Origin of the sequence: Methylomonas subterranea, assembly GCF_024505185.1 — a bacterium.
GTDB classification, from domain to species: Bacteria; Pseudomonadota; Gammaproteobacteria; order Methylococcales; family Methylomonadaceae; genus Methylomonas; species Methylomonas subterranea.
On sequence record NZ_JANIBJ010000024.1, the window covers coordinates 1 to 25,765 of the forward strand.

Genomic DNA, 25,765 nt, shown 5'->3' on the forward strand with positions numbered 1-25,765 from the left:
GACATCGTAGGCGTAGGCCAGATTGAGTTGGTTGCCGACGCTTTGGCCGGCCAAGCGGTAGTCTTGGTCGTAGTTACGATTCAGGGTCAGGCCGTTGCCGTAGGTCAGACCGGTGACAGGGCCGAACGGCTGGCGGACAATATTATCCGCCAGGATGCGGGTGACATCGTAACCGCGGCGGGAAAAGTCGCCGTCGTCCCAGTCGTGTACCGATATACGGTCGACTTGGCCGGTTTGATCGTAGTGGTAGCGATGCTGGCGGTACCAATTAAATTGGACTTTGGTGACTTGATCGTCGGCGTTGTAAAGGTAATTGATCCTGTCGATACTGGTATCGTACCAAGGATGGGCCAATGCGGTTGCCGTTGTGTTGACCACATTGCCGCGCTTATCGTAATAAAAATAGAGCGGCGCGGCATTGCCTCGTCGGCTGGAGGTTAAACGGCCCTTATTGCCTACCAGCCAATCGTAACCGTAGCTAATATCAGCTTCGGTGCCGGGATAGTCGATACCAAGTAAACGATTGAGGGCATCGTATTGGTAAGTGGCGGTGACGCCGCCGGCAGCGATTTTTTGCGCCAGGTTGCCGGCATTGTCGTAGCTGTATTGGCTGATGCCGGTGTTGGGGCTGTCCAGTTGCGTGAGGTCGCCGAGGCCGTTGTAGCTGTAAACGGTGCCGTGGTTGTTGGCGTCGGTGACTTGTACCAGCCTGTCCAGGGCGTCGTAGTCGTAGTCGGTCTGGCCGTTGAGCGCGTCGGTGCCGCGGATCAGGCGGTTCAGACTATCGTATTGCTGTTGGGTGCTGTGGCCGTTGGGGTCAGTGATTTGGGTCAGGTTGCCGTTGGGATCGTATTGGTATTGGGTGGTCTGGTTGTAGGCGCCGATGTCCTGGGCCAAGCGGTTTAAGGCGTCGTAGACCCGGCTATGGGTTTTGACGACATGGCCTTCGGCATCTTTGATGTCTTCCCGGATACGGTTGCCCATGTTATCCAGGGTGTAATGAATGTTGCCGCCCAAGGCATCGGTGATGTCGGTCAGGCGGTGGGCGGCGTCGTAGCTGAAGCGGTAAAACACGCCGCTGGGCCGGGTGACCTTGATCAGGTTGCCGACATTGTCGTAGTCGTAGGTCGTGGCATGGCCGTCGACGGTTTTGCGGGTCAGGCGGCCGCGCGGGTCGTAGGCAAAGCTGACAACCAGGCCGTTGGGATCGACTAGCCTGAGCAGGCGGCCGTTGGCGTCGTAGTCGGTAAAGGTGGTGGTGTGGCCGAGGGCGTTGCTGACGGTATGCAGGTCGCCGGGATGGTGGTTGGCCGTGGTATCGGCGTAGTAGGTGTAGCTGGTGAGGTCGTTGACATCAGTGCGCGGGCCGTCGGCGGTTAATACTTGGCCGAGGGCGTTGTAAGTGTAAGCCCAGGTACGGCTTTGCTGGCTTGCGGTGTCGGTGAGGGTTTTGCTCAGCAGGTTGCCGTTGGCGTCGTAGCCGAAGGTGCTGCGTTGGTTGGCTTGGTCGATTTGGCTGGGCAGCCGGTAGCTGGCATGCCACTGGGTCGCGACTTTGCGCTGGCTGCCGCTCGGCGTGTAGACGGCCAAATCCGCCGGACAGGTCGAACCGGCCGGCAAGCCTTCGACGCGGACGCTTTCCAGGTTGCGGCTCAGGTCGTAGGCGTAGCAGCTGAGGTTGCCGTTGAAGTCGGTGCGGCTGGCGAGGTTGCCGTTGGCGTCGTAGCTGAGGTTGCTGGCGGAGGCCGCGCAGCCGGCGCCGCCGGGTTGGTCAACTCCTGCGCTTTTCTGAACTCCAAGTACAGTTTGAAAGCGATATTTTCGAGTACTGTTGAGAGGATCGGTGATACTAGTGGTCCCATCTGCATTGTAAATCAACGAGGTTTTTTCTACGCCGCCGGCATGTTCTGACGAAATTGCTTTGCCGGATGCGCTGTAGAACCAAGTCGCAAAGCGTTGATTGTTTTCGTCAATGATACCGGTCAATGCATTTGGTTGACTGACGTTCGCAGTGTTGGCCAGTTCGCCGTAAATGTATATCTTGTTGGGATTGTCAGTTGTCAGCGCCGGTGTTTCGTCGGGATAGGTTACGGAAATCAGATTATTCGCCGAGTTGTAGGCATACAAATAGGGATTGCCCGCAGGATCGACCATCTTTGTGATTCGCCCGCGGATGTCATAGGTAAAATCCAAGGAACGTCCAAAATTGCTTTGAACCCGTATCAGTAGGTTGGGCGAAGGGGCAATCGCAACCGCTGTGGCCGAAGTACTGTATGACAATGCTTCCTCCACACCATCCGGGTATTTGACTGACAATAATTTACCCGCGGCATCATAGTGTTCCGTTACGTTCTCTTGGGTGTATTGCCAGCCCGTGACTTGACCGTTACTGTCCGTAATACGGGTCAGAATTCCATTGATATCTGCATCCCCGATGAATTTCCCGTCGGCACCGAGATTGAAATAGTAACGATCTCCGTTGTCTCTAACTACACTCGCGGTACTCAGAACGCTCTCGACAAAAACAATTTTTCGAGCATAGTTATGGCGCCACTGTGCCCCAAGCCCTTCCAACTCGACACTGTTTGCACTGGAGTAATAGCGACTAAAGCGAAGCCTATCCGGAAAACTGGCCGAATAATCATTCTCTTGTTGGAGTTTGATGCCAAGCGCTGAATGAATCGGGTTGGAACCATTGGCTCCCGCTTTGCATATGTCATTGTTCTTGGCCGGGTCCACGCCGCTTAATCGACATACACCATTCGATAATTTCGAGTAACCCTGGGGACATACCACCGACCTGGAGCGTCTTGCCGTGGTCTGACCGATTGAGCCATTCTGCGTCACAACCTTGATTTCCATTACATTGGATGTTTCGATGCCGTTGCTATAAGTAGGCGGCCCTTGCCAACACCCGTTATATGCTGTTTTTTGACCGGGCCCCAACCAGCCATTCGACGAGGCAGCCACACCGCCATAAAAAGCAATCGATTTTGGAATCAAAAGTGATTCGGAATCCCAAGGCATCGGGAGTTTCATCTTAATGCAGCCGGTATTTATATCTACCCATTGCCCTTCCGTCCAGATTTCGCATTCTTTTTTCATGGCAACGACCAGCAGAGAAGGCTCGCATAGTGCATATTTATATGGAGCCGGTTGCGGTGCAATGTCTTTCGCGAGGACGACGCTGAATGCACCGCATAAAAGCAGTATCGAAAAGTGGATGAAGCGCATGGGGTTTAGAAAATAAACAACATCGCGTATATGCATCGCGAAAACTTCAACGTTCAAAGGTTGATACGGTTCGTTGTACACGCTATTGAACGCTCTGATCGTATTCACTGTTCCTTCCTTTATTTTTTGATATCGGACCATATCACTGAGAAGGTCATCTTTCCTTTGCCGGGATGACTCAGTCGTTTCATGATCGTTACTGTGAAAGCCGCGTAGCGTATGTACCGCATACCCTTTTCGATAATTTCCGCCGGACCCAATACCGGTCGCAAACAGCCTTTGTTCAGGCTCATGGCCGGATTGCAAAATACTCCTCGAACGCCGACAAAGCGGCTGGCGGCAAAACAGACGCGCCATTTTATCGAGGGTGAATTCTATAACCAGCGTAACAAGCGTTGCTGATCGACCACTACCGGCTTGACCGCGGTCGCGCGATTGGACGCCTTCATCAAGGCAATCCTCAAAACCCCGCTCAGACTGGCGCTCAAACCCAGGCGCATTGCCAAGGCCGGCACCAAAATCATCGAGGTCAACGCCAAACCCGCCCCCAACAACAAGGCGCCGGTATTAATTTGTTCAGCGGTTGCCGCGTAATTTGCAGTCATTAATTCTTGGGCCATTTATTTACCTCGGGGGCGAATTTTATACACTCAGAATTAAGATCAGAATGGATGCCAAAAACCAATACATTGAAATCATTGAATTATTCCCCCGCCTTCCTTCAATAACCGACAAAAAAAGCGGCATATCACAGCAATACACCAGGTAAATAACATAGTTTAATTATGGCGGGTAAAACCCTGCGCCTCAATCGAATCCAGCCGCGAAATGTGCCGCCGTAATTTTGATATACACTTAACGTTTTATTTTTCGAGAACCTGCTTTCGTGCGCTTACTGCAAAAACTACTGCGTAAACCAAGCGTTGCCCCCGGCATCGTTGCCTTGAGTTTTTTTCCGCACGGTTTTGCGCTTGCGGTGACCCGTTACCCGGATACGAATCGACCGCGTTTGCTGCATTGCGAATTTGTGCCCGTTGCCGAGCAGCAGCGCCAAAGCAAACTGCAAGCGTTGATACGGGACCATCAGCTGGAAGACTACGATTGCCATATACTGCTCTCGCCCGACCAGTACCGCTCGATCAGCCTGGAGGCACCCGTCGTGCCGGCGGAAGAACTCAGGCAGGCTATAAAATGGCGTATTGCCGACATGCTGGAATACCCGGCCGACCAAGCCGGTATCGATTACTATCCGCTGCCCAAATCCAATCGCGCCAACGCACCCGCCATGCTGGAAGCAGTAGCCTGCCGCGCGGAGATGAGCGAATCCCTGATCCTGTTATGCAAGGAAGCCGGCTTGAACGTCAAGGTAATCGATATTCAGGAAACGGCGCTGCGCAATTTAGCCAGCCTGCTGCCGGAAAACCCGCAAGGCGTCGCCGTGCTGCATCTGCACCAAAACAGCGGAATTATCATCATTCAAAAAAACGGCTCGATTTACCTTTCACGTAAATTCGATTACGGCTATAGCCGCTTGACCGAAGGCTTGCTGGTTGACAACCGGGAGCAACTGCAACTGGAACAAAATAATCTGGCGCTGGAGATTCAACGATCACTGGATTACGCGGAACATTTTTACGACATGCCGCCCATCAACAGTCTGGCGGTGGTATTAATGCCCAACGACTCTTACGGCATTATCAATTTTCTCAACATCAACTACGGCATCACCACCCGCGCCATGGATCTTTCCGCCATAATCGAAGGCGACATCCTGCTGAACGACACCACGCAAAACCTCTGCGCGCCCTGCATAGGCGCCAGCTTGCGTCGTTACCTGGAATTACCGAAATGATCCAGCAAGTCAATCTGCTCCGCAAGGACGGCCGGACCGATAAAACATTACTCACAAACCCTTATCTACTGGTCAGCGTATCGGTCTGCGCGATAATGCTGGGGATTTCCGCCTACGATACCTACCAGCTGCAACTGCAAAAACAACAGCACGAACAGTTGGAACAGCAACTTCTGGCGGCAACGACACGCTTAACGGAGCTGCAAGCCCGCTTTCCGCGCCGGACTATCGACAACACGCTGTTGCAAGCCTTGCAGCAAGCCACGCAGCGCCAGCAAAACCTTTCGCAAATTCTGGAGTTATTGACGGACGACCAATCCGATCAGGCGCTGGGTTTTTCCCGCTACCTGAGCGCGCTGGCCGAGCAGGCGCAACCCGACGTCTGGCTGAGCCGCATTCGCTTGGATAGCACCCGCAACAGCCTGGAGTTGGAAGGCGGCAGCTTCAAGCCGGAGCAAATCCCCGCCCTGCTGCAAGGCTTGCAAAAAAGCCCAGCCTTCAACGGCCGCCACTTCGCTCGTCTGCTTATGCAACAAAACCCGGAAAATAGCCCGCAAACCGACTTTAGCGTCAGCTCCAGCCTCAAACCGGAGCAGGAACAAGATCATGTTAAATAACAGCGATAAATTCAGCCAACGTTTCGACTCATTGACACCGAGGGAACAGCGCCTGACAGTCGGCACCTTTTTGCTAGTACTGTGGGCGGGCTGGGACAGTTTTGTTTATCAACCCCAGCAACGGGAAAGCCAGCGTTTGGCGGTGGAAATCCAGCGAATCCAGCAGTTATTGCTCGGCCAGGAAGCCTTGGCCGGCGAAGTGGAAACGGCGGGCAAGCTGGATCCCAACAGTCAAAACCGCGAGAATCTGGCCGCGCTGCAGCAATCCATTGCCCATTTGACCCAACAACTGGATGCCGGTGACAAACGTTTCGTACCCTCGCGGCTGATGGCAACCGCGCTGCGAGACATGTTGAAACAGCACGGTAATTTGCAATTGCTCGAGCTGAAAACCCAGCCGCCCAAGATATTCGGCAACGACGAACAACAAGCCTGGGTTTTTCGGCATACCATGAACCTGACCCTGCAAGGCGATTACTTCAGCACCCTGAACTACCTGAAGGCTCTGGAAAATCTGCCCTGGCGCATTCATTGGGACAGTATCGATTACAGAGTCACGGATTATCCCAGGGCGGAAACCCGCATTCAGGTGTATACCCTTAGTTTTGAAAAGGATTGGCTCGGTGTATAAACTAATTTTACTGCTATCCGGCTTGCTGGCGGCGCTTGCCGTCCGGGCGGAATGGCGCGACCCAACCACCCCAGGCAATTTGCCGGCCGCCGCCCCGCCGGCCAATCCCGCCGGCCCGGCGGCATTTCGGTTATCCGCCATACTGATCACCGATAACGGTAAGCGCGCCATCATCAACGGCCTGACGCTGAAAACCGGCGCCTACCTGGATGACGATACCCAACTGTTAAAAATACTGCCCGGCCATGTACTCATTCGCCAACATGACGCGGTCAAAAAACTCACACTTGTTCCTTCCGTAAAAAAGCCGCTGAAATGACACACACCTACCCACTCTCGGTTTTTCTGACTGCCGGCCTTATGCTGTTATCCGCCTGCGGCACTGCCACATCCCAGCGCACACCGATTACCGATAAAACCTATCCGCCCGCGCCCATGCTGGAAACAGACCCCAATTCCGCCCCACCCGCGGCGGTCACCGATGCACTGATTCCCGCGTTCGATCCTTCGCAATTGAGCGAGGCCCCGGCACCCGCCAGCGGCTTCAATATTTCAGTGCACGAGGTGGAAGCACGGGAGTTCTTCATGAGCCTGGTATTCGACAGCCAGGAAAACATGGTGGTACACCCGGATGTTACGGGACGCATTTCCCTGGAGTTAAAAAACGTCACCGTTCCGCAAGTACTCAGCGCGGTACAAAAAGTCTACGGTTACGATTACAGCAAAACCGACATAGGCTACATCGTTTACCCGGCCAGCCTGCAAACCAAAATCTTTAAGATCGACCGCATCGATTTGTTGCGCGAAGGCGTCTCCAGCACCCGGGTGTCGTCCGGGCAAATCAATACCGGCAACCGGCGTTTAGGTAACTTGAATCAGATGAATACCGGCGCCAATCCGGCTGTTCCGGGCGGTGGAAATTATGCCAATCAAAACAACAACACCTCGGGCAGCTGGATCAATACCACCTCCAAGACCGACTTCTGGGACGAGCTGCAACAATCCCTCGGTGCCATCGTCGATGTAATGCCGACGGCTAACAACAGCGACGAAATGCAAAACCCGCAAACCGGCGGCAAGGTGGTTCTAAACAAGCAAACCGGTATCGTGGTGGTCAGAGCCAATCCCGGCCAAATGCGGGAAGTGGAAAAACTAGTGGCCAGCACCCAGGACCAGTTGGGCCGGCAGGTGGTGATAGAAGCCAAAATACTGGAAATCGAACTGAACGACGAGCATCAAGACGGCGTCAACTGGGCCAGCATGGTGCGCGACGGCACCAATGCCTTTTTGATGGCCAGCAACCCAATCCCCGCCATGGCCGCCAATGCCATTTCCAGCTCGACGCAGGTGTTTACCGTCAGCGGCAACATCGGCGATTTTTACGCTTTCATTTCGCTGATGGAGCGCCAGGGTAAAACCAACATACTGTCCAGCCCGCGCATATCGACCTTGAACAACCAAAAAGCCGTCATCAAAGTGGGTCAGGACGAGTATTTCATCACCGACGTCTCCTCCAACAACATTCTGACCGGCGGCAGCGCCACCAACACCGTCACTCAGGACATCACCTGGACACCGTTCTTCTCCGGCATCGCGCTGGACGTGACGCCGCAGATCGCCGACAACAACAAAGTCACGCTGCACATTCACCCTTCCATCACCAGGGTCAGGGGCGAAGACAAGACATTCACCATCAATGGCCAGGACGGCAGCATTCCGATGGCTTTGAATACCGTCCGCGAATCGGACAGCATCGTGCATGCTGAAAACGGCCAGATCATCGTCATCGGCGGACTGATGCAGGAAGACAGGGAAGAAAACAAAAGCGGCGTGGCGTTTTTCTCCCGCATTCCCTATCTGGGCAACCTGTTCCGCGAAAACAAGGGCAACGGCAGAAAATCCGAATTGGTCATTCTGCTGAAACCCACCATCATCGGTAACAGTCAGGATTGGAACGCGCCGATGGAAGATAGCCGGCAGCGCATGGAGAGCCTGGAGAAAAAACAGCTATGGCGGTAATACAAGGCGCATGATAATTATTCAATCAAAACAGCGTAAAACAAACGTAGGCCGGATAAGCGAAGCGCATCCGGCAATCATGGTGGATGCGCGCGGCTTATCCACCCTAGCCTTCACAATCGCTGAATATTACGGCTCATGAAAGCTTGGCAATCGCCCCCGCAAATGACAGGCAGTCTCGCGGGAACCATGCATGATCGCGACGACGGCATTGCCAATCGCGAGCATGGGTTCGCTTCCGATGTGACTTTCTGAGTATTTTTCACTATGTATCTGCAACATTTCGGCCTCAGTCAGCCGCCATTCAATCTGACCCCGGACACCGAATTTTTTTGCGATTTGCCCAGTCACCGGGAAGCCTTGAACGTACTGCTGATCGCCCTGCAAAGTGGGGAAGGCTTCATCAAAATCACCGGGCCGGTCGGCGCCGGCAAAACCCTGTTGTGCCGCAAACTGCTGAACGAATTGCCGCCACCCTTTGTGACGGCATACCTCCCCAATCCACAGCTCAGCCCGGCCGGTTTGCATCGGGCGATTGCCGACGAACTGGGCATCGGCTATCCGCCGGACTGCGAACAAAGCCACACCTTGGCATTGCTCACTCGCCACTTACTGGAAGCGGCCAACCAGGGCCGGAAAATCGTCCTGATCATAGACGAAGCCCAGGCCATGCCGCTGGAGACTCTGGAAAACCTGCGCCTGCTGACCAATCTGGAAACCGAAAAACAAAAGCTGTTGCAAATCGTGCTGTTCGGCCAGGCCGAACTGGACCAACTGCTAGGGCAAAAATCCATCCGCCAATTGCGCCAGCGCATCACCTTCAGCTACCCCCTCAAGCCGCTCAACCGGCTCCAGGTACGGGATTACGTACTGCACAGGCTGCGCATAGCCGGCAACACCCACACCGATCTGATCTCCGTCCCCGGTATTTTTGCCTTGCATTTTTACAGCCAGGGCATTCCGCGCCTGTTGAACATTTTGACCCATAAAGCCCTGCTGGCCGCTTACGGCAAGGGCCTTAGCCGCATCGGCTGGCCGCAGGTCCGGCTGGCCGCGCGGGATACCGATGCCACCCAGGAACAGACACCCAAGCGACTTTTCAACTACCTGTTGCTCTGCCTGCTGTTGTTGGGCGGCGGTGTTTATTGGTATTTTTCTCCCTCGCTTCCGCTATGAGCTTGATCAATCAAATGTTGCGCGACCTGGAGCAGCGCAAGCATGCCGACCCGGCACATTCGCCGTCGCCGCAAACACTGGAAGTAAAACCCATCCGGCAAGCGCGGCGTAGTAGCTATCGCCCCATGCTCTGGGCGGCGGTTATTTTATCGACCGGCTTCATCTGGTGGCATTGGCGGCCTCAAGCCGTTCCGGCCGACGAACCCGCCGCATCGACCGAGCCAGCACCAACCCGGCCGGCTACGGCCGCCGAACCGGCGCCCTTACCCACCGCACCGCAAGGCGAAACCGCCGTTGCCGAGGCCGGCGATGCGGAAACAACACCCACGCCCGCCGAACCCGTCAGCACCTCGGCTGTTTTAGCTTCCGCGCGGCCGGAACCGGTCGCCCAACAGCTACCCGTGCCAAGCACGACTCAATCGCCCCATGCCACCCAAGCAAATCGGGCCGCCAAACCCAGGCAAACCGCTGCCGTCCCGCCGGTAAAACCCGGTCGTGGCCAGCCCGAACAGCCGTCCCGGCGCGCCGAAAGCTTGTTTCGTCAGGCCGAAAACAGCGCCTCGAATTTGATGCGGATGGAATATTTGCGGGAGGTTTTGCAACTGGAACCGAGGCATTTGGCGGCACGGCAACAGTTGTTGAGCCTGTTGGCGCGGGAAGGCGATACGCCGGCCTTGGAACAATTTCTGCGCGAAAGCCTGACCTTGTTCCCGGACCAGTTGATTTTCATTACCGCACTGGCGCATTTTCAAGTGCGGCAAAAGGATTTTGCCGCCGCCGTCAATACCCTGGAACGCATCGATCATCACAACAGCCACGATACCCGCTATCTTGGCTTGCTGGCTGCCGCGTATCAACAACAGCAACGCTGCGCCCAGGCGCTACCGATTTACCAAAAGCTCAGCCTTTTGCAAGCCGAAAAAGCCGAAAACTGGCTGGGTCTGGGTATTTGCGCCGAGCAACAGCAGCAGCCCGGTGAAGCGATGCGTGCTTATCAACAAGCTCTGAGCAAAAACAGTCTCGGCCCGCGGGTTGTCGACTATATTAAGCAAAGACTCAATGCTCTGACCCGTTGAACCCCATGGAACCGCAAAAGAAAATCCGCATCGGCGACCTGCTGGTACAAAACCGCATCATCAGCCACGAGCAGTTGATGAACGCATTGGCCGAGCAGAAAAAAACCGGCCGCAAGCTGGGTCGCACACTGATCGATCTGAACTACATCAGCGAAACCGATCTGCTGAATTTCCTCTCCCGCCAGTTGCAAATCCCGTTTCTGGACATAGCCCAGTACAAGCGCAAACCCGAGGTTTGCAAGGAACTGCCGGAAAACCTGGCCCGCCGGTTCCGGGTCATGCTGCTGGAAAGCAATCCGCACGATATCTTGCTGGCCATGGCCGACCCCACCGATTTGATGGGTCTGGACGAAATCAGCCGAGTACTGAAAAAACGCATCCGCCAAGCCGTGGTGCGGGAATCCGACTTGATCAGCGCTATCGACCAGGCTTATCGGCGTACCGAAGAAATCAGCAATCTGGCCGAGCAACTGAGCGACGAGTTGTCGGAAAACAACTTCGACTTCAACAATCTGCTGTCCAAGGTGGAAGTCAGCGACGCTCCGGTGGTCAAGTTGCTGCAATCGATATTGGAAGACGCGGTACAAACCAACGCTTCGGACATTCATATCGAACCGGACGAGAAAGTGTTGCGCATCCGCCAGCGTATCGACGGCGTGCTGAACGAGCATGTACTTGACAATATCAACATCGCCCCGGCCCTGGTGGTGCGCTTGAAGCTGATGTGCGGTCTGAACATTTCCGAGAAGCGGCTGCCGCAGGACGGACGCTTTTCGATCCGGGTGAAAAACAAAAATCTGGATATCCGTTTATCCACCCTGCCGATACAGAACGGCGAATCGGTGGTGATGCGTATACTCGATTCCTCCAAGGGTCTGCTGGATCTGGATTTGCTGGGCATGCCGGCGGAATTGTCGACGCGCTTCAAAGCACATATCCGTAATCCGCACGGTCTGATTCTGGTCACCGGGCCGACCGGCAGCGGTAAAACCACTACCCTCTACGCCGCCCTGTCGGCGGTGAACTTTCCGCAAACCAAAATCATCACCGCCGAAGACCCGGTGGAATACAGCCTGCCGCGCATCAATCAGGCCCAGATCAACGAAAAAATCGGCCTCAGCTTTGCCAGCGTGTTGCGCTCGGCCTTGCGGCAAGACCCGGATGTGATTTTGGTCGGCGAGATCCGTGACCGGGAAACCGCCGAAATCGCCGTGCGCGCCTCCATCACCGGCCACCTGGTCTTCTCCACCCTGCACACCAATGGCGCGGTGGAAACCGCCACCCGTCTGCTGGACATGGGCATAGAGGGCTACATTCTGGCCAGTGCTCTGAAAGTGATTGTGGCGCAACGTCTGGTACGTAAAATCTGCGACCGTTGCGCCGAAAGCGTCGCCATCAAGGAAGACCAAATCATCTGGCTAGAACAGAGTTTCGGCTTGAGCGCATCCGAAATTGATTTTAAAAAAGGTATCGGTTGCCAGCATTGCAATCACCTCGGCTATCGCGGCCGCATAGGCGTCTACGAATTACTGGAAATGCGCCATGAAACCCTGGATGCCTTGCGGCGCAACGACTCCGCGAGCTTCATTTCCGCCGCCCGCGCCACCCCCGGCTTCAAAACCTTTACCGAACAAGCCTTGGAACTGGTCAAACAAGGCACGACCACGCTGCACGAAATAATGCGCATCTCGGAAGTCTAAAATGCCCCTGTTCACCTACAAAGCCCGCAACGCCGACGGCAAACTGATCGGCGGGTCGCTGGAAGCGGAAACTACTAAAATGGTGGCGCAAAATTTGATCGGCCGCGGCTTGACGCCCATCAGCATAGCGGCCGCGACGCGCCAGGACGGCAGTCTGCAACAGTTTCTGCACTGGCGCGCGGTCCAACAGTTGGGCATCAACGATCTGATCCTGTTCAGCCGGCAAATGTACAGCCTGACCAAGGCCGGCGTACCGATGGCGCGGGCCATCAACAGTCTGGCGGAAAGTTGCCGAAACATTGCCATGAAGCAAGCTCTGTTCGGCATTAGCCGCAAACTCGAGTCCGGCCAACAACTGTCTCAGGCCATGAGTCAATACCGGGAGATTTTCCCGGTTCTACTGATCAGCATCGTCAATGTCGGGGAAACCACCGGCGGCCTGGAGCAGGCTTTTCAACAAATCAGCCACTATCTGGAACGGGAAAAGGAAACCCAATCCCGCATCAAGTCGGCGCTACGTTACCCTAGCATGGTACTCGTCGCCATCAGCGTCGCCATGGTCATTGTCAACATTTACGTGATTCCGGCCTTCAAGGGCGTATTCGATAAAATGGGCGCCCAACTGCCCTGGCAAACCCGCTTGCTGATGTCGATATCCGATTTCAGCGTTTCCTATTGGCCGACTATGCTGGGCGGCCTGCTGGTTTTGGCCCTGTTGATAGGGAAATATCTGGAAACCGCCGACGGACGCCGGCAGTGGCATAAAGCCCTGTTAAAAATACCCGTGGTGGGCAGCATCCTGGAACGCGCCACCATGGAACGCTTCTCGCGTTCCTTTGCCATGATACTCGATGCCGGAGTACCGCTGATTCAAGGCATTTCCATCGTCGCCCAGGCCGTCGGCAACGACTTCATCGGTTCTCGCTTGCACAAAATGCAGGTAGGCATAGAAAGAGGCGACAGCATCAGCCGCATGGCCCGCAGCATAGGCCTGTTCCCGCCGCTGGTGATTCAAATGATTTTGGTGGGCGAGGAGTCCGGCAACATCGCCGAAATGTTGCGGGAAGTGGCGGATTTTTACGAAGGCGAGATCGATGTGGAATTGAAAAACCTCTCCAGCGCCATCGAGCCCTTTCTGATCGTCGTCATCGGCATCATGGTACTGGGCTTGGCCCTGGGGATTTTTCTGCCCATGTGGGATTTATCGACCAATATGCAGCGTTAAAACAGATTGCCAACCCAATACGTGCAGACGGCAGTGCTGTTTTATCGGGGCTTGGGCGCTGCACAATAAACGAAACTTACGGCAATCCGGATGGATGACCGTTAAATCCCCTCGGTTATCCGCACCGAGCGAAAACAAGTTTCCGGCTTGGCATGAACCGGTGCTTGAAAGCCGAATAAATACCGGCAAAGTGCCTACACAAAACCCACTGGCAACAAAAAAGGCCTAGGTCGTTAAACCTAAGCCTTTGATTTGTCAGGTAGCGGGAGCAGGATTTGAACCTAGGACCTTCGGGTTACTAGCCCGAACAAAATTGCATTTATCGGCGTTGATTTGGATTTACGAAATCCTGTAAATAATTGCTTTTTCAGTGGTTATTTTGTAACAGTCAATTATTAGTGTTGATTGATGTTTACTGATATACCTATAACCTGCTTACTATTGGCTTACTGGCTTTTTTTGATAAGCACCTTCGGGCGTTTATTTTTAAACAAGAGAGTCAAGGCAAAATTTTTGCTTACTGATCAGCAAGTGGATGCGATAAATGCGCATTAAATTTACATTAGGCCGTATCGAGTCTTTTAAATGTGGCGAGGGAAAGCAATCTGATTTCATGTGGGACACTGAAATGCCGGGGCTTGGTGTTAAAGCTTCTGCTGGTGGATCGAAGCAATATGTTTTGCAAAGCCGTCTTGCTGACGGGAAACCGCTACGCTTAACAATTGGCAAGTGCTCGGCTTGGAGAATTGATGATGCCAGAGCCGAGGCACGACGATTGCAAGGGCTGATAGACCAAGGGCTTGATCCGAGGCAGCAAAAGGCAAATACGGCCGCCACGGAAGCGGCGGAGCGGGAGAAAGCCAAAACCGAAGCCATGCGCAACAGCATCACCGTCCAATCGGTTTGGAATGAATACCTAGCCCACAATCAAGGCTACTGGGGTGATCGTCATTACCGCGACCATTTGAACCTGTCACAAGCCGGCGGTCTGCAAAAAATACGGGGCAAAGGCTTAACTGTGCAAGGTGTTCTCTTTCCCTTGTTGCAAATGCGCATGGTAGACATAAGCGCCAGCGTGTTGGCCGACTGGCAAAAGCAGGAAGCCGCCACCCGTGCCAACAACGCCCGTCAAGGTTATGAGCTGTTCCGCGCGTTCTGGCGCTGGTGCGGTCAGCATAATGAATACAAAGCTCTGATCGATATTGCCATCGTCGAGAACCAAGACCTTAGAAAAAAAGTACCGACTCGCAAAGCCAAAAAGCTTGACGTGTTACAACGTAGCCAGATAGCCGACTGGTTTAAGAGGGTGCAAGGCTTGAGCAATCCCGTTATTGCCGCTTACCTGCAAGGCTTGCTATTGACTGGCGCGCGGCGTGAAGAGCTGGCCGAACTGAAATGGTCGGACATTGATTTCAAACTGGGCGCCATGTGGATTAAGGATAAAGTCGATGCCGAAGGCCGGATGATTCCATTGACACCCTATCTAACCAGCCTAATCAAGGCATTGCCGCGCCGGAATGAATGGGTTTTCAGTAGCCCCACGGCAGCCGATGGCAAGCTGGCAGAGCCGCGCATTGCCCATAACCGGGCATTGGATGCCGTCGGGCTCGATCATGTCACTCTGCACGGTTTACGGCGCACATTCGCATCATTGGCCGAATGGGTAGAAATGCCGGTCGGTGTTGTCGCTCAAATTATGGGCCACGCACCGAACGCCACAGCAGAGAAGCATTACAAATCCCGCCCGTTAGAGCTTTTGGCTATCTGGCACGGTAAATATGAGGCCTGGATATTGGAACAGGCCGGTATCGAATTTGCGCAATCTGAGCAAGCGCAAGGCTTGCGCGTCGTCAAATAGTTACCATAACCACTTGACAAGTGTTTCCTTTGGGATACAGTAAAGCATGAAATACGCATTGCAAAGCACCCAAACCTTTACGCGCTGGCTGTCCAGCCTGAAAGACCCAACGACCCGAAACAAGGTACTGAGCAGGCTCGACCGGGTAAGCAATGGCAATTTTGGCGACTGCAAAGCGATTGATGCCGGGCTGTTTGAATTGCGATTCGTATTCGGCGCCGGACTGCGTATTTACTACACGCTCAGAACCGGGCAAGTTGTTTTGCTACTGGCTGGCGGCGACAAGTCCAGCCAACAGCGCGACATTGAAACCGCGCGTGCCATTTTGAAAAACTTGGGAGACTAAACACAATGCAAACCGAAACCATCGCACCTTTCGACGTGGCCGAATACCTGGAAACAGGTGAAGACATTAAGCTGTTTCTGAAAGAAGCCGCCGAAACCGGAAACACCAAGGATTTTATCCACGCACTCAATACGGCAGCCAGAGCCAAGGGTATGACCGAAATAGCCAAGCAGATCGGCGTCACCCGCGCCAGCTTGTACAAGTCACTGGCCGACGACGGCAATCCACGCTTTGAAACTATCGCCAAGATTGTTGATGCCCTTGGTTGCAAGCTGATTGTATCCTGATGGCTATGCTTGCCCCGCTGCATCCTGGCGGTATTTTGAAAAATGACGTATTACCCGACTTGGGATTAGGTGTTACAGAGGCTGCTGCTCAATTGGGTGTATCTCGGGAAACGTTGTCGCGCGTTCTCAACGGACGGAGGGCGATCAGCGCCGATATGGCCATTCGTCTTGAAACTTGGATTGACGGCCCGACAGCAGAAACTTGGTTGCGATTGCAGGCGAAATATGACATCTGGGTTAAAAGAAAAGAATTCAAACTGTCGAACCGCAATTGCAGTATGGCGGGTTTGGGTTGGAGGCTTTGTGGGGCTTTCTGTTTTAGTGGCGTTGATTAGTATTGCTTTAATTTGCTTACCGGAAACCCACTGGCAACAAAAAAGGCCTAGGTCGTTAAACCTAAGCCTTTGATTTGTCTGGTAGCGGGGGCAGGATTTGAACCTACGACCTTCGGGTTATGAGCCCGACGAGCTACCAAGCTGCTCCACCCCGCGATTGATTTGGTTATTATACATCTATAATTTATTATGTCAAATCATTAGTTTAAAGATAGCGTTTTTTCCGCCGCAAGGCATTCCCCGGCTGGACGGATTGGGTATCAGGCCCGCGCGGTCAATACCGCCACCGCCGGCAGTTCCTTGCCTTCCAAAAACTCTAGGAAGGCACCGCCGCCAGTCGAAGTGTAAGACACTTTGTCGGCAATGCCGTACTTGTCGATGGCCGCCAAGGTATCGCCGCCGCCGGCAATCGAAAACGCCGGACTTTCGGCAATCGCCAACGACAAGGTTTTGGTACCCTCGCCGAATTGATCGATTTCAAACACGCCGACAGGACCGTTCCAAACAATAGTGCCGGCCTTGGCGACAATTTCCGCATATTGTTTGGCGGTTTCGGGCCCGATATCCAAAATCAGGTCGTCTTCGGCTACGTCAGCCACGTTTTTGACTGTTGCCTCGGCGGTATCTGAAAACTCCTTAGCGCATACCACGTCGACGGGGACCGGAATTTCGGCGCCACGCTGCTTGGCGGCGGCCATCAAGCGCTTGGCTTCGTCGATCAAATCCGCTTCATACAGCGATTTTCCCACCCCATAACCGGCAGCGGCAATAAAGGTGTTGGCAATACCGCCGCCCACAATCAATTGATCGACTTTTGTGGATAAGGACTCCAACACGGTCAGTTTGGTGGACACTTTCGAACCGCCGACGATGGCTACCAAAGGCTTTTGCGGAGTTTCCAAGGCCTTGCCCAGGGCATCCAGTTCCGCCGCCAACAATGGCCCCGCGCAAGCCACGGCCGCGTGTTCGGCAACCGCATGGGTGGAAGCCTCCGCTCTATGCGCCGTGCCGAAAGCGTCCATGACGAAAATATCGCATAGCGCCGCCATTTTTTGCCCCAGTTCGGCGCTGTTTTTCTTTTCGCCCTTGTTAAAGCGCACGTTTTCGCACAACACCACTTCACCGCGCTTTACGTCCACACCTTCCAGCCAATCCTTGACCAGACGCACGGGTTGACCCAGCAATTTGGAAAATCGCTCCGCCACGGGTTGCAAACTGGACGCTTCGTCATACTCGCCTTCCGTCGGGCGGCCCAGATGCGACATCAAAATGACAGCCGCACCGCCCGCCAATGCCGCTTCAACGGTAGGCACACTGGCTTGAATGCGTAAATCGCTGGTCACTTTACCGTCCTTTACCGGCACGTTTAAATCCTGCCGGATCAATACCCGTTTGCCGGCCAAATCCAGATCCACCATTCTTTTTATGGTCATACATACTCCCGATTGTGAAATAAACCCGTATTATAAAGCCTAATCTTTAGACCAAGCTTATTAAAGAAGCTGACGAAAGGCCACACACCCTTCGTAAAGGTTTCTATACTATGACAGCCGCCGGCATTGTCCCCGACAGTCGATATTTTCCGAAACCCGAGATAAACCACTCCATCAAACATAAAAAATGTTGTTAAAAAACGTTGACCCTTCGGAAAAAAGAAAAACAAGCGGGACAGCGACGTAATCCAATACAGCGTGCCGGAACGGGTTTATACGCCGGTCAACATGCGGGCCGTCGGCATGTATGTGATTGAACTGGACCGCCCCTGGCTGGACAGCCCATTTTTATTCCAAGGCTTTGAAATCAAAAACCAGGACGACATTGCGCAACTAAAGGACTGCTGCGATTACGTTTACATAGACACCACCAAAGACCGCAAGCGCCGCCCGCACAAAATAGATAAAAACCCTCCGCCCATTATCGATACCAATATCGATTTCGGCGCCCCGCCGCCCAAACTGAGCCAGTTCGAGAAGGAGATTGCCCACGCCGAGACCATACACAAACAGGTCGGCGAACTGGTATCCGACTTCATGGAACGCATCGCCAGGGGAGAAGGGGTAGACACCCAGGCCGCCAAGGCCGCGGTGGCGGAATGCGTGAACAGTATTCTGCATTCGCCAGATGCGTTTTTATGGCTCAACCAGCTGAAAAACAAGGACGAATATACCGCCCAACACAGTTTGAACGTCTGCGTGCTGTCCATCGTGTTGGGCAGGCATATCAATTTTTCCATGGCCAATCTGAATAACGTCGGCTTGTGCGGCATGATGCACGATATGGGCAAAATGCTGGTGCCGCTGAATATTCTGAACAAACCCGGCAAACTGGAACCGGACGAAATGGAAATCATGCGCTCGCACACCAGCCTTGGATACGAGCTATTGAAGTCCAGCCGCGACATGTATCCCGGCGCCATCGATTCCGCGCATGCGCATCACGAGACCTTGGACGGCAAGGGTTACCCGAACAAAATCAACCACAGAAAACTTTCCCTGTTTACCCGCATCGTCACGATAGCCGACATGTATGACGCCATGACCAGCGACCGGGTTTACCAAAAAGGCCGAACCCACCTGGAAGCCACCAGCATCATGTCCGATCTGTGCGGCAGTCAGCTGGACGGCAAGTTGGTGGTCAAGTTCATAGAAGCCCTGGGCGTTTACCCGCCCGGTTGCGTGGTAGCAATGACCAACGGTTCCATTGCCATCGTGGTCGAGGTCAACGAATTCGTTAGGCTGCGACCTAAAATCATTCTCCTGCTGGATGCGGATCTACAACCCATGGAAGAAAAAGTCATCAATCTGGCTGACATGGAACTGGATGACAGAGCCAATCTGTTGACGATTAAGGGTATTGTTAAAGCCCAGGATTACAACATCGATATCGGCGCGTATTACCAACGCGGCATCCTGCAAAAAGGTTTTGCACACGGCAAATCCTAGCGCCTCAGCCACTATCTTCCTAGCCGTCAACCTTGCAAGGCATCCAATTCATCCCAGCGGGCGTAGGCTTGCGCCAACTCCGCTTCCGCCATTTTCAATTGCTCCAGCGTGGCCGACACCACCTCCGGGCTCTGTTTATAAAACTCGCCGCCGCCGATTTTAGCGGCCAATTCGGCTTGCAGGGCTTCCAGTTGCTCTATCCGCTCCGGCAATTGTTCCAGTTCGCGCTGATCCTTGAAGCTGAGTTTTTTGCCGGCGGCGGGTTTTGGCTTGTCTTTTTTGACGACTTGTTCGGCGGCCTTGGCTGCTTCGGCTTCGGTCTTTTTTGCGCGCTCGGACAACGCAAACCAATCGGCATAGCCGCCTATATATTCGCCCACCTGGCCCTCGCCCTCGAACACCAACACGCTGGTAACCACGTTATCCAGAAACTCCCGGTCATGGCTGACCAGCAATAAGGTACCCTGGTACTCCACCAACTTTTCTTCCAGGATTTCCAGGGTTTCCAGATCCAGGTCGTTAGTCGGTTCGTCCATCACGATCAGATTGGCCGGCTTGGTAAACAAACGCGCCAGCAACAAGCGGTTTTTCTCGCCGCCGGACAAACTTCTGACCGGCGAACGGGCGCGGGCCGGCGCAAATAAAAAGTCCGCCAGATAACTCATCACGTGGCGTTTGCCGCCCGGTAAATCGATGAACTCGCCGCCGTCCAGCACGCTATCGGCCACCGACATTTCGGGATCGAGCTGTTCCCGCAACTGGTCGAAATAGGCGATTTGCAGATTGGTTCCCAACTCTACCGTGCCGTTGGTCGGCTGCAATTGCCCCAGCAACAGTTTCAGCAAGGTGGATTTGCCGGCCCCGTTGTTGCCGAGCAGGCCTATTTTGTCGCCGCGTTCGATACGGATAGAGAAGTCCCGAATGATGGGTTTGTCGCCATAATTGAAATTTACATCGACCGCTTCCACCACTTTTTTGCCGGAGGTCTCGCCCTTGTTCAGATTCAATTTGGTGGTACCCTGGGTATTGCGGCGCTCGGCGCGCTCCGAGCGCAATTTTTTCAAGGCCCTGACCCGGCCTTCGTTGCGGGTACGCCTAGCCTTGATGCCCTGCCGTATCCAGACTTCTTCCTTGGCCAGTTTTTTGTCGAATTCGGCATTTTGATTGGCTTCGTCTTCCAGCGCGGCAGCCTTGCGTTGCAGGTAATCCTGATAATTGCCGGCCCAGGACGTCAACTGCCCTCGGTCCAGATCGATGATGCGGGTAGCCAGTTTTTGCAGAAAGGCCCGGTCATGGGTGACGAACAGCACCGCGCCCTGAAACGCCATTAATTGTTCTTCCAGCCAGGCGATGCTTTCAAAATCCAGATGGTTGGTCGGTTCGTCCAGCAACAGCACTTCCGGATCGATCACCAAGGCCCGCGCCAAGGCCACCCGTCGCTTCCAGCCGCCGGACAGGCTGCCGACCTTGACGTCGGCCGGCAACTGCAGCTTGCTCAATACCGCTTCCACCCGGCTTTGAAATTCCCAGCCGTTGTCGGCTTCCAGTTTGTGCTGCACGTCGCCCAAGGCCTGCAGGGACTGCTCGCTGCCGTCCATGTGGGTTAGCAGTTCGTGATAACGGGCGATCAAGCGGCCCAATTCGCCCAAGCCGCCGGCCACGGCTTCGTAAATGGTGTGGTCCGCATCCAAATTGGGCTGTTGTTCCAGCCAGGCCAGCCGTAGTTCGGGCTGGCGCCAGATTTCGCCGTGATCGGCGTGAATATCGCCGGCGATGATTTTCATCAGGGTGGATTTGCCCTCGCCGTTGCGGCCCAGCAGACCGACCCGCTCGCCCGCATCGAGTTGAAAAGCGGCATTGTCGAGCAGTGCGTGGGTGCCGAAGGCGATGGAAACGTTGGTTAAGCGAATTAAAGGCATGGGTTTTGTAAAGTGCGTCGAAGTAAGTCCAGGCTCAAAAGCGCCGCCTGATTTTGTTTGATTTGCGCGCCGCCGCTGACGGTATGTTGACGGTGAAACACACCGGCGCGGCTTAGCAGGCAATTATAAAGGCTTATGCTCTTGTCCTTGTGCCGATAATCGTCTTGCGTCCCCTGAAACAGCTGAACCAGGGCAAAATCGGCGCTATGCAACTCTAATAAGCGCTTGGCGAGACGTTCGGCGGCTTTGGCCAAATCGCCCTCGCTATCCGGTTCAACAGCCAGTTGCCTGAACGCGCCGGCGGTATCCCTGGCGATAAACGCAGCCGCCAGCCAATCTCGCCCGTGGCATTTGGCCGCCAGCAAACCGCCGCTGGCGCTTTCCAATTCCGCCAGCCGATAATTCTTATTGCGCATGCCGCGCTCAATCACCGTCAGCAAATCGCCGCCCCGCCCGTCGTCCAGGCCATCGATGGCGAACACATAATCGCCGATCAGGCTTGCCGCCGTTTGCACGCAGTCGCGCATTTCGGACCGCGGGAAGTCGGCCGGAAACAACAACTTGGTCTGCACTTCATCCGGCGCGGCGCGAAATCCCAGTTGCACGCCGCCGGGCAAAGATAATGTTGCCAGGGCTTGCTGGATGGCCGACTCGCCGATACCGATGCTGCGCAAGCTTACCAAGCGGGCGGGCCGCAGGGTAAAGCGGGATAGCAACTGTTCGCGCACTGCGGAATACATGGCTTTCATCTCCGAAGGCACGCCGGGCAGGAACACGAACCAGCAGCGTTGAATCCGCAGGGCAAACCCTGGCGCGGTCCCGACGGGATTATCTATCCGCAGCGCCCGCGCGGGGAAATAAGCTTGTTTGCGGTTGATATCCGGCATCGGCCGCCGCCGGTTTGAAAAATAGGCCTCTATCTGCCGCAGGGCAATCCCGTCGAGTTGCAGGGCCTGACCGCTGGCGATGGCGACAGCCTCGCTGGTCAGGTCGTCGCAGGTAGGGCCCAAACCGCCGGTGCAAATGCAACAGTCGGCCCGTCCGGCAATTTCCCCGATCAGTTCCACCAAATCGTCCAGCCGGTCACCCACCGCCGTATGCCGCTTGACGGTAAATCCCAGTTCATTCAACTGTTGCGACAACCAGGCGGCATTGCTGTCCACGGTTTGACCGCTGACCACTTCCTCGCCCTGGGAGAAAATTTCGGCAAGCGGATTCATAACACCCCAAACCAGAACGGCAGACTCAGCAGACTCAGTAGCGTGGTGATGGTGACCGCCGTGGCATACAAGGCGCTGTCCAATCCATAGCGATCGCAAAACACCACCCCCAACACCATGCTGGGCATGGCCAAATCCAGCACGGCGGCCGACTTAAAAGGCGCCTGCAGTTGCACCGCATCGGCGATATGCCAAGCCATCCAGGGCAATAGCGCCAATCTCAAACCAACCACGGGCAAGATGTAAGGCAAATTGCGCCAATGTATGGCCCTCCAGCTCAAGGCCAAGCCCAACGAAAAGATCATCAAGGGCGCCACGGCCGCCGACATTTTTTGCAACAAACCCATCAACCAATCGGGAGCCACCAGTTGGTTGAGATTCAACACCACCGCCAACAAGGCGGCCCAGAATGGCGGTGTATTGAAAAAACCCAGCAAGGAACCGGTTTTGTCCTCCCGGGCGTCGCCGTAGTGGCGGGCCACCGCAATACCCAACGTAAACACCAGCGGCGCGGTGGCAAACAAATCGATCTGTATCACCACCGAACGCGACCAACTGCCGTAAGCCTGTTCCAACACCGGCAAGCCCAGATAGGTGACATTGGGAAACGCCGTCGCCAAAATCACGGCCCCGGTTTGCGGCCGTTTAAACTTGAGCAGCCGGGCAATCGACCAACTCAACACCAGGCCCGCAACAATGGTGGCACAACCCAAGGCGCTGAATTGGATGGACTGCCAGCCGATATCGGCCCGCCACAGTACGTCCAATATCATGGCGGGCAAAAAGACGTAATACACCACGCTGGTCAAGGCCAGCCGGGTTTGATCCGCCGACAGGCCCCGCAACGAAAACAAGCGCCATCCAGCTCCGCACAACATCATTAGGGTCATTTGTATCAGGGTGTCGTTCATGCGGGCGCTAAAGATGATTATATTTCGGCAATTATACGTGTTGCTCCGCGTTGCGGAGGCAACGGAGCGGGGAATATTCCCGGAGACTTGAACCAAGGCTGTCCGCTCAAGCGCGCCTGTCAGGCCACAACATAGCGGATGGCGTTTTTAGTGGATCTTTTCACCGCGTACATGGCGCTGTCCGCCAAGGCGACCAATTCGGCGATAGTGACCGGCTTGTCCGCCAGATAGGTCACCACGCCGATGCTAAAGGTGACTCGGGTTTCAAAACGACCAATTGCGGCCAATAAATTTTCCCGCATGCGCCGCGTAATGGTTTTGGCTTCCTCCCGCGACGTTTGCGCCAGCAAAATGGCAAACTCGTCACCGCCCAGACGGCCGAAAATATCGCCCTGGCGTAAGTTGGCTTTTATGGTGTCGGCAACCGCCACCAGCAATTGATCGCCGAGTTGGTGGCCTTGGTTGTCGTTAACTTCCTTGAAATTATCCAGATCGATAAAAACCAGGCAAAGCGGGGATTTGGAGCGAAAAGACCTGGCCAATTCGGCCGTGCCGAATTCATAAAAAAACCGCCCCCGCGCGGCAGCCGTCAACGAGTCTTGACTGGCCAGGCGATCCAGTTCGTTCAACAATTGCCGCAATTTCACCCCCAGCCAGGCGAAAACCAGATAGACGATCATTCTGGAGAAAAACTCCATCACAATCGGCGGCGTGAACGATGTCACGAACAATTGCGAGAGAACCGGGATGACGGCGAGCGCTGACAGCATGGCAAAAAAGTAAGCCCAGAAACTCCGCAGAAAAAATGCGGCCAACCCAATCGGCAACAGGAAAAAAAACTCGAAAGGCATGAGCGGACCGGTTAGGTAATCCGCCCAGGCAATCAAACATTCCAGGCAAAAAACCAATCCCAGCAATATCCTGGAATCGACCCCGTCCAGCCATTTCAGAACTTTATAACCCGTGAATTTAATTTGCATGGGGTAAGTACCGGCACCACCGGAAAAGAATCATTTGCTGAAAATGCCGGGCCAAGCACCGATAATCGAACTGCATGACAGTCATCCGGCAAAACCACCCATCGCCCCTCCCTCCAATACCCTTACCGTTTCGATACAAATCCGGCATTTAGTGCTGTAAACCCTGGAAACGCTAAAAACGGCTGCATGCCCGACTAACACCGCGTAGGGTTCAGCGGCAATACGCTAGGCGATCAGCGCATGATACCACTAGAGCTATCGCGGACATGACTCCTCGCACCGGCTCCAAATGCCAGCAATGCCAGGGCCGCCATCGGCGAGTTCTATCTCAAACTTCAGCCGCAACCACATCAGGCAGCCAAGGCAAATCATTGGGTAAATAAACCAATTGCGGTGGTGCATAAACCCCTTAGTCCCAAAACAACGCTCGGCCCAAGCTAGCCGAAACATCGCCGAGTTGTAGCCTATATCCATTGACTGAAAATTCCAAAACGCGCCGCGCCCCGAACGAAACCAGTGCGAAAGGGACTTGAAATGCCCAAGCCGCCTGACACGGATTAGCTAAATTCAAGCGGTAAGCATACCAGAACACTATTGGCGCAAAATCATGGCGCGTTTTTAGCTAATCCACGGAAACCGAGTCGTCGGTGGTTTGCCGCCGTCCGCAAATCAGGCAAGTTTGGCCTGCCCCCCCTATCCGTTTGAGCTTATGTTATGCAATATCCGCGCTCACAAAAATATTTAGCCAAGACATCAGCCATTATCTTGGCCATGTCGGTCTCTCGAGCGGTTCACGCCGGCGAATTGGCCGAAGACAGCGGCGCCTGGGTTCAAGCCATAGCCGAGAGCAGTTTAAAATTCATCGACCCATCGCTGGAAAAGGGCCGCATCTGGCTGGAAGGTCAAAGCCGTTTCGATAATGACTTAGGGCATTGGAATCAAGGCATGGCGCGCACGGCGGTCGGCTATTCGCTTAGCGACCGCGCCAGCATTTGGGCCGGTTATACCTGGCTGCCGACACAAAACATCGATAAACCTTATGTTTCGCAACAGGATGTCTGGCCGGGATTTCGCTATATCTTGCCGACCGAGATAGGCACGTTCACTTTCAGAACCCTGTGGGAAAGCAACTTTGTCTCCGGCGACCAAGTCAGGGAAAGGCCGCGGCGAATGATCAGATTCATGCACCCGTTCGATTTTGAACCCCAATTGAGCTTCATAGCTTGGGATGAAGCCTTCTATCGGATCAACTCCACGCGTTGGGGCGGCAAATCCGGCTTCGACCAAAACCGCGCATTTGCCGGTATCGGTTGGTCGTTCAATAAAAACATCAGGACCGAACTCGGTTACATGAACCAATATCTGGACGACGCAAATCACCTGAATGCCACCATGCGCCACTTGGGCATGGCTTCGGTCTTCGTTAATTTTTAGCCG

General features: G+C 54.5%; 21 protein-coding genes, 1 tRNA gene and 2 pseudogenes. 15 read left to right on the forward strand and 9 right to left on the reverse strand.

The features are described 5' to 3' along the window. The 3 genes and pseudogenes from NP590_RS20670 to NP590_RS13235 all read right to left on the reverse strand — a co-directional run. Window positions 1-2,154: pseudogene (locus NP590_RS20670) on the reverse strand (hypothetical protein); the annotation flags it as partial. 318 nt (window positions 2,155-2,472) lie between these two features. Next, window positions 2,473-3,591, reverse strand: a pseudogene (locus tag NP590_RS20675) (DUF6531 domain-containing protein); the annotation flags it as partial. Between the two features lie 17 nt (window positions 3,592-3,608). After that, entirely contained in the window at window positions 3,609-3,854 is a 246-nt protein-coding gene (locus NP590_RS13235) for a hypothetical protein (RefSeq protein ID WP_256602956.1), read from the reverse strand. A gap of 266 nt (window positions 3,855-4,120) precedes the next feature. On the opposite strand from NP590_RS13235, the gene pilM reads away from it, so the two are divergent. The 13 genes from pilM to NP590_RS13300 all read left to right on the forward strand — a co-directional run bounded on the left by pilM (window position 4,121) and on the right by NP590_RS13300 (window position 16,356). Next, entirely contained in the window at window positions 4,121-5,086 is a 966-nt protein-coding gene (gene pilM, locus NP590_RS13240; RefSeq protein ID WP_256602957.1) for a pilus assembly protein PilM, read from the forward strand. Then, window positions 5,083-5,703, forward strand: coding sequence for a PilN domain-containing protein (locus NP590_RS13245; RefSeq protein ID WP_256602958.1), 621 nt, complete (start codon window positions 5,083-5,085; stop codon window positions 5,701-5,703). The genes pilM and NP590_RS13245 overlap by 4 nt, the downstream gene beginning before the upstream one ends. Beyond that, window positions 5,693-6,334: a type II secretion system protein M gene (locus NP590_RS13250; protein WP_256602959.1), complete on the forward strand. Its 642-nt coding sequence runs from the start codon at window positions 5,693-5,695 to the stop codon at window positions 6,332-6,334. The genes NP590_RS13245 and NP590_RS13250 overlap by 11 nt, the downstream gene beginning before the upstream one ends. Then, complete coding sequence (locus NP590_RS13255) at window positions 6,327-6,653, forward strand: hypothetical protein (RefSeq protein ID WP_256602960.1); 327 nt, start codon at window positions 6,327-6,329, stop codon at window positions 6,651-6,653. Before NP590_RS13250 ends, NP590_RS13255 begins: the two co-directional genes overlap by 8 nt. Beyond that, window positions 6,650-8,353: a pilus (MSHA type) biogenesis protein MshL gene (gene mshL, locus NP590_RS13260; protein ID WP_256602961.1), complete on the forward strand. Its 1,704-nt coding sequence runs from the start codon at window positions 6,650-6,652 to the stop codon at window positions 8,351-8,353. Before NP590_RS13255 ends, mshL begins: the two co-directional genes overlap by 4 nt. A gap of 267 nt (window positions 8,354-8,620) precedes the next feature. After that, complete coding sequence (locus NP590_RS13265) at window positions 8,621-9,529, forward strand: ExeA family protein (RefSeq protein ID WP_256602962.1); 909 nt, start codon at window positions 8,621-8,623, stop codon at window positions 9,527-9,529. Beyond that, complete coding sequence (locus tag NP590_RS13270; RefSeq protein WP_256602963.1) at window positions 9,526-10,605, forward strand: tetratricopeptide repeat protein; 1,080 nt, start codon at window positions 9,526-9,528, stop codon at window positions 10,603-10,605. The genes NP590_RS13265 and NP590_RS13270 overlap by 4 nt, the downstream gene beginning before the upstream one ends. A gap of 5 nt (window positions 10,606-10,610) precedes the next feature. Next, window positions 10,611-12,305, forward strand: coding sequence for a GspE/PulE family protein (locus NP590_RS13275; RefSeq protein ID WP_256602965.1), 1,695 nt, complete (start codon window positions 10,611-10,613; stop codon window positions 12,303-12,305). 1 nt (window position 12,306) lies between these two features. Further along, window positions 12,307-13,530, forward strand: a complete 1,224-nt coding sequence (locus NP590_RS13280) for a type II secretion system F family protein (RefSeq protein WP_256602967.1) — start codon at window positions 12,307-12,309, stop codon at window positions 13,528-13,530. Window positions 13,531-14,074: 544 nt separating this feature from the next. After that, window positions 14,075-15,388, forward strand: a complete 1,314-nt coding sequence (locus tag NP590_RS13285) for a tyrosine-type recombinase/integrase (protein ID WP_256602968.1) — start codon at window positions 14,075-14,077, stop codon at window positions 15,386-15,388. 46 nt (window positions 15,389-15,434) lie between these two features. Continuing rightward, on the forward strand, window positions 15,435-15,734 hold the full coding sequence (locus NP590_RS13290; protein ID WP_256602969.1) for a type II toxin-antitoxin system RelE/ParE family toxin: 300 nt from the start codon (window positions 15,435-15,437) through the stop codon (window positions 15,732-15,734). Window positions 15,735-15,739: 5 nt separating this feature from the next. Further along, the gene (locus NP590_RS13295; protein WP_256602970.1) at window positions 15,740-16,021 is read left to right on the forward strand and encodes an addiction module antidote protein; all 282 of its coding nucleotides are present in this window, start codon (window positions 15,740-15,742) and stop codon (window positions 16,019-16,021) included. Next, window positions 16,021-16,356: a HigA family addiction module antitoxin gene (locus NP590_RS13300; protein ID WP_256602971.1), complete on the forward strand. Its 336-nt coding sequence runs from the start codon at window positions 16,021-16,023 to the stop codon at window positions 16,354-16,356. Before NP590_RS13295 ends, NP590_RS13300 begins: the two co-directional genes overlap by 1 nt. 79 nt (window positions 16,357-16,435) lie before the next feature. Here the strand turns inward: NP590_RS13300 and NP590_RS13305 are convergent. Next, window positions 16,436-16,512, reverse strand: a tRNA-Met gene (locus NP590_RS13305). Between the two features lie 104 nt (window positions 16,513-16,616). Continuing rightward, a complete protein-coding gene (locus NP590_RS13310) occupies window positions 16,617-17,789 on the reverse strand; it encodes a phosphoglycerate kinase (RefSeq protein WP_256602972.1) in 1,173 nt (390 codons plus the stop codon). 258 nt (window positions 17,790-18,047) lie between these two features. Here NP590_RS13310 and NP590_RS13315 point away from each other — a divergent pair, with 258 nt between their 5' ends. Then, entirely contained in the window at window positions 18,048-19,298 is a 1,251-nt protein-coding gene (locus tag NP590_RS13315) for a cyclic di-GMP phosphodiesterase (protein ID WP_256602973.1), read from the forward strand. A 26-nt stretch (window positions 19,299-19,324) separates the two neighbouring features. On the opposite strand, the gene NP590_RS13320 is transcribed toward NP590_RS13315, so the two are convergent. The 4 genes from NP590_RS13320 to NP590_RS13335 form a co-directional block, all read right to left on the reverse strand. Beyond that, a complete protein-coding gene (locus NP590_RS13320; protein WP_256602974.1) occupies window positions 19,325-21,217 on the reverse strand; it encodes an ATP-binding cassette domain-containing protein in 1,893 nt (630 codons plus the stop codon). Beyond that, window positions 21,208-22,437 (reverse strand): competence/damage-inducible protein A, encoded by a 1,230-nt coding sequence (locus NP590_RS13325; RefSeq protein ID WP_256602975.1) that lies wholly within the window; start codon window positions 22,435-22,437, stop codon window positions 21,208-21,210. Before NP590_RS13325 ends, NP590_RS13320 begins: the two co-directional genes overlap by 10 nt. Beyond that, the gene (locus tag NP590_RS13330; protein ID WP_256602976.1) at window positions 22,434-23,348 is read right to left on the reverse strand and encodes an AEC family transporter; all 915 of its coding nucleotides are present in this window, start codon (window positions 23,346-23,348) and stop codon (window positions 22,434-22,436) included. Before NP590_RS13330 ends, NP590_RS13325 begins: the two co-directional genes overlap by 4 nt. Window positions 23,349-23,467: 119 nt before the next feature. Then, window positions 23,468-24,328 carry a GGDEF domain-containing protein gene (locus tag NP590_RS13335; RefSeq protein WP_256602977.1) on the reverse strand — a complete coding sequence of 287 codons (861 nt, stop codon included), beginning with the start codon at window positions 24,326-24,328 and terminating at the stop codon, window positions 23,468-23,470. A 771-nt stretch (window positions 24,329-25,099) separates the two neighbouring features. Between NP590_RS13335 and NP590_RS13340 the strand changes: the two genes are divergently transcribed. After that, window positions 25,100-25,762 (forward strand): DUF2490 domain-containing protein, encoded by a 663-nt coding sequence (locus NP590_RS13340; RefSeq protein ID WP_256602978.1) that lies wholly within the window; start codon window positions 25,100-25,102, stop codon window positions 25,760-25,762. Window positions 25,763-25,765: the final 3 nt, after the last annotated feature.

Coding starts and splice junctions, on each gene's coding strand:
- NP590_RS13250 (WP_256602959.1), top strand. CDS start 5,693: ATGTTAAATAACAGCGATAAATTCAGCCAACGTTTCGACTCATTGACA.
- NP590_RS13330 (WP_256602976.1), bottom strand. CDS start 23,348: ATGAACGACACCCTGATACAAATGACCCTAATGATGTTGTGCGGAGCT.
- NP590_RS13285 (WP_256602968.1), top strand. CDS start 14,075: ATGCGCATTAAATTTACATTAGGCCGTATCGAGTCTTTTAAATGTGGC.
- NP590_RS13275 (WP_256602965.1), top strand. CDS start 10,611: ATGGAACCGCAAAAGAAAATCCGCATCGGCGACCTGCTGGTACAAAAC.
- NP590_RS13235 (WP_256602956.1), bottom strand. CDS start 3,854: ATGGCCCAAGAATTAATGACTGCAAATTACGCGGCAACCGCTGAACAA.
- NP590_RS13290 (WP_256602969.1), top strand. CDS start 15,435: ATGAAATACGCATTGCAAAGCACCCAAACCTTTACGCGCTGGCTGTCC.
- NP590_RS13245 (WP_256602958.1), top strand. CDS start 5,083: ATGATCCAGCAAGTCAATCTGCTCCGCAAGGACGGCCGGACCGATAAA.
- NP590_RS13280 (WP_256602967.1), top strand. CDS start 12,307: ATGCCCCTGTTCACCTACAAAGCCCGCAACGCCGACGGCAAACTGATC.
- mshL (WP_256602961.1), top strand. CDS start 6,650: ATGACACACACCTACCCACTCTCGGTTTTTCTGACTGCCGGCCTTATG.
- NP590_RS13325 (WP_256602975.1), bottom strand. CDS start 22,437: ATGAATCCGCTTGCCGAAATTTTCTCCCAGGGCGAGGAAGTGGTCAGC.
- NP590_RS13270 (WP_256602963.1), top strand. CDS start 9,526: ATGAGCTTGATCAATCAAATGTTGCGCGACCTGGAGCAGCGCAAGCAT.
- NP590_RS13310 (WP_256602972.1), bottom strand. CDS start 17,789: ATGACCATAAAAAGAATGGTGGATCTGGATTTGGCCGGCAAACGGGTA.
- NP590_RS13320 (WP_256602974.1), bottom strand. CDS start 21,217: ATGCCTTTAATTCGCTTAACCAACGTTTCCATCGCCTTCGGCACCCAC.
- NP590_RS13335 (WP_256602977.1), bottom strand. CDS start 24,328: ATGCAAATTAAATTCACGGGTTATAAAGTTCTGAAATGGCTGGACGGG.
- NP590_RS13295 (WP_256602970.1), top strand. CDS start 15,740: ATGCAAACCGAAACCATCGCACCTTTCGACGTGGCCGAATACCTGGAA.
- NP590_RS13300 (WP_256602971.1), top strand. CDS start 16,021: ATGGCTATGCTTGCCCCGCTGCATCCTGGCGGTATTTTGAAAAATGAC.
- NP590_RS13265 (WP_256602962.1), top strand. CDS start 8,621: ATGTATCTGCAACATTTCGGCCTCAGTCAGCCGCCATTCAATCTGACC.
- NP590_RS13340 (WP_256602978.1), top strand. CDS start 25,100: ATGTCGGTCTCTCGAGCGGTTCACGCCGGCGAATTGGCCGAAGACAGC.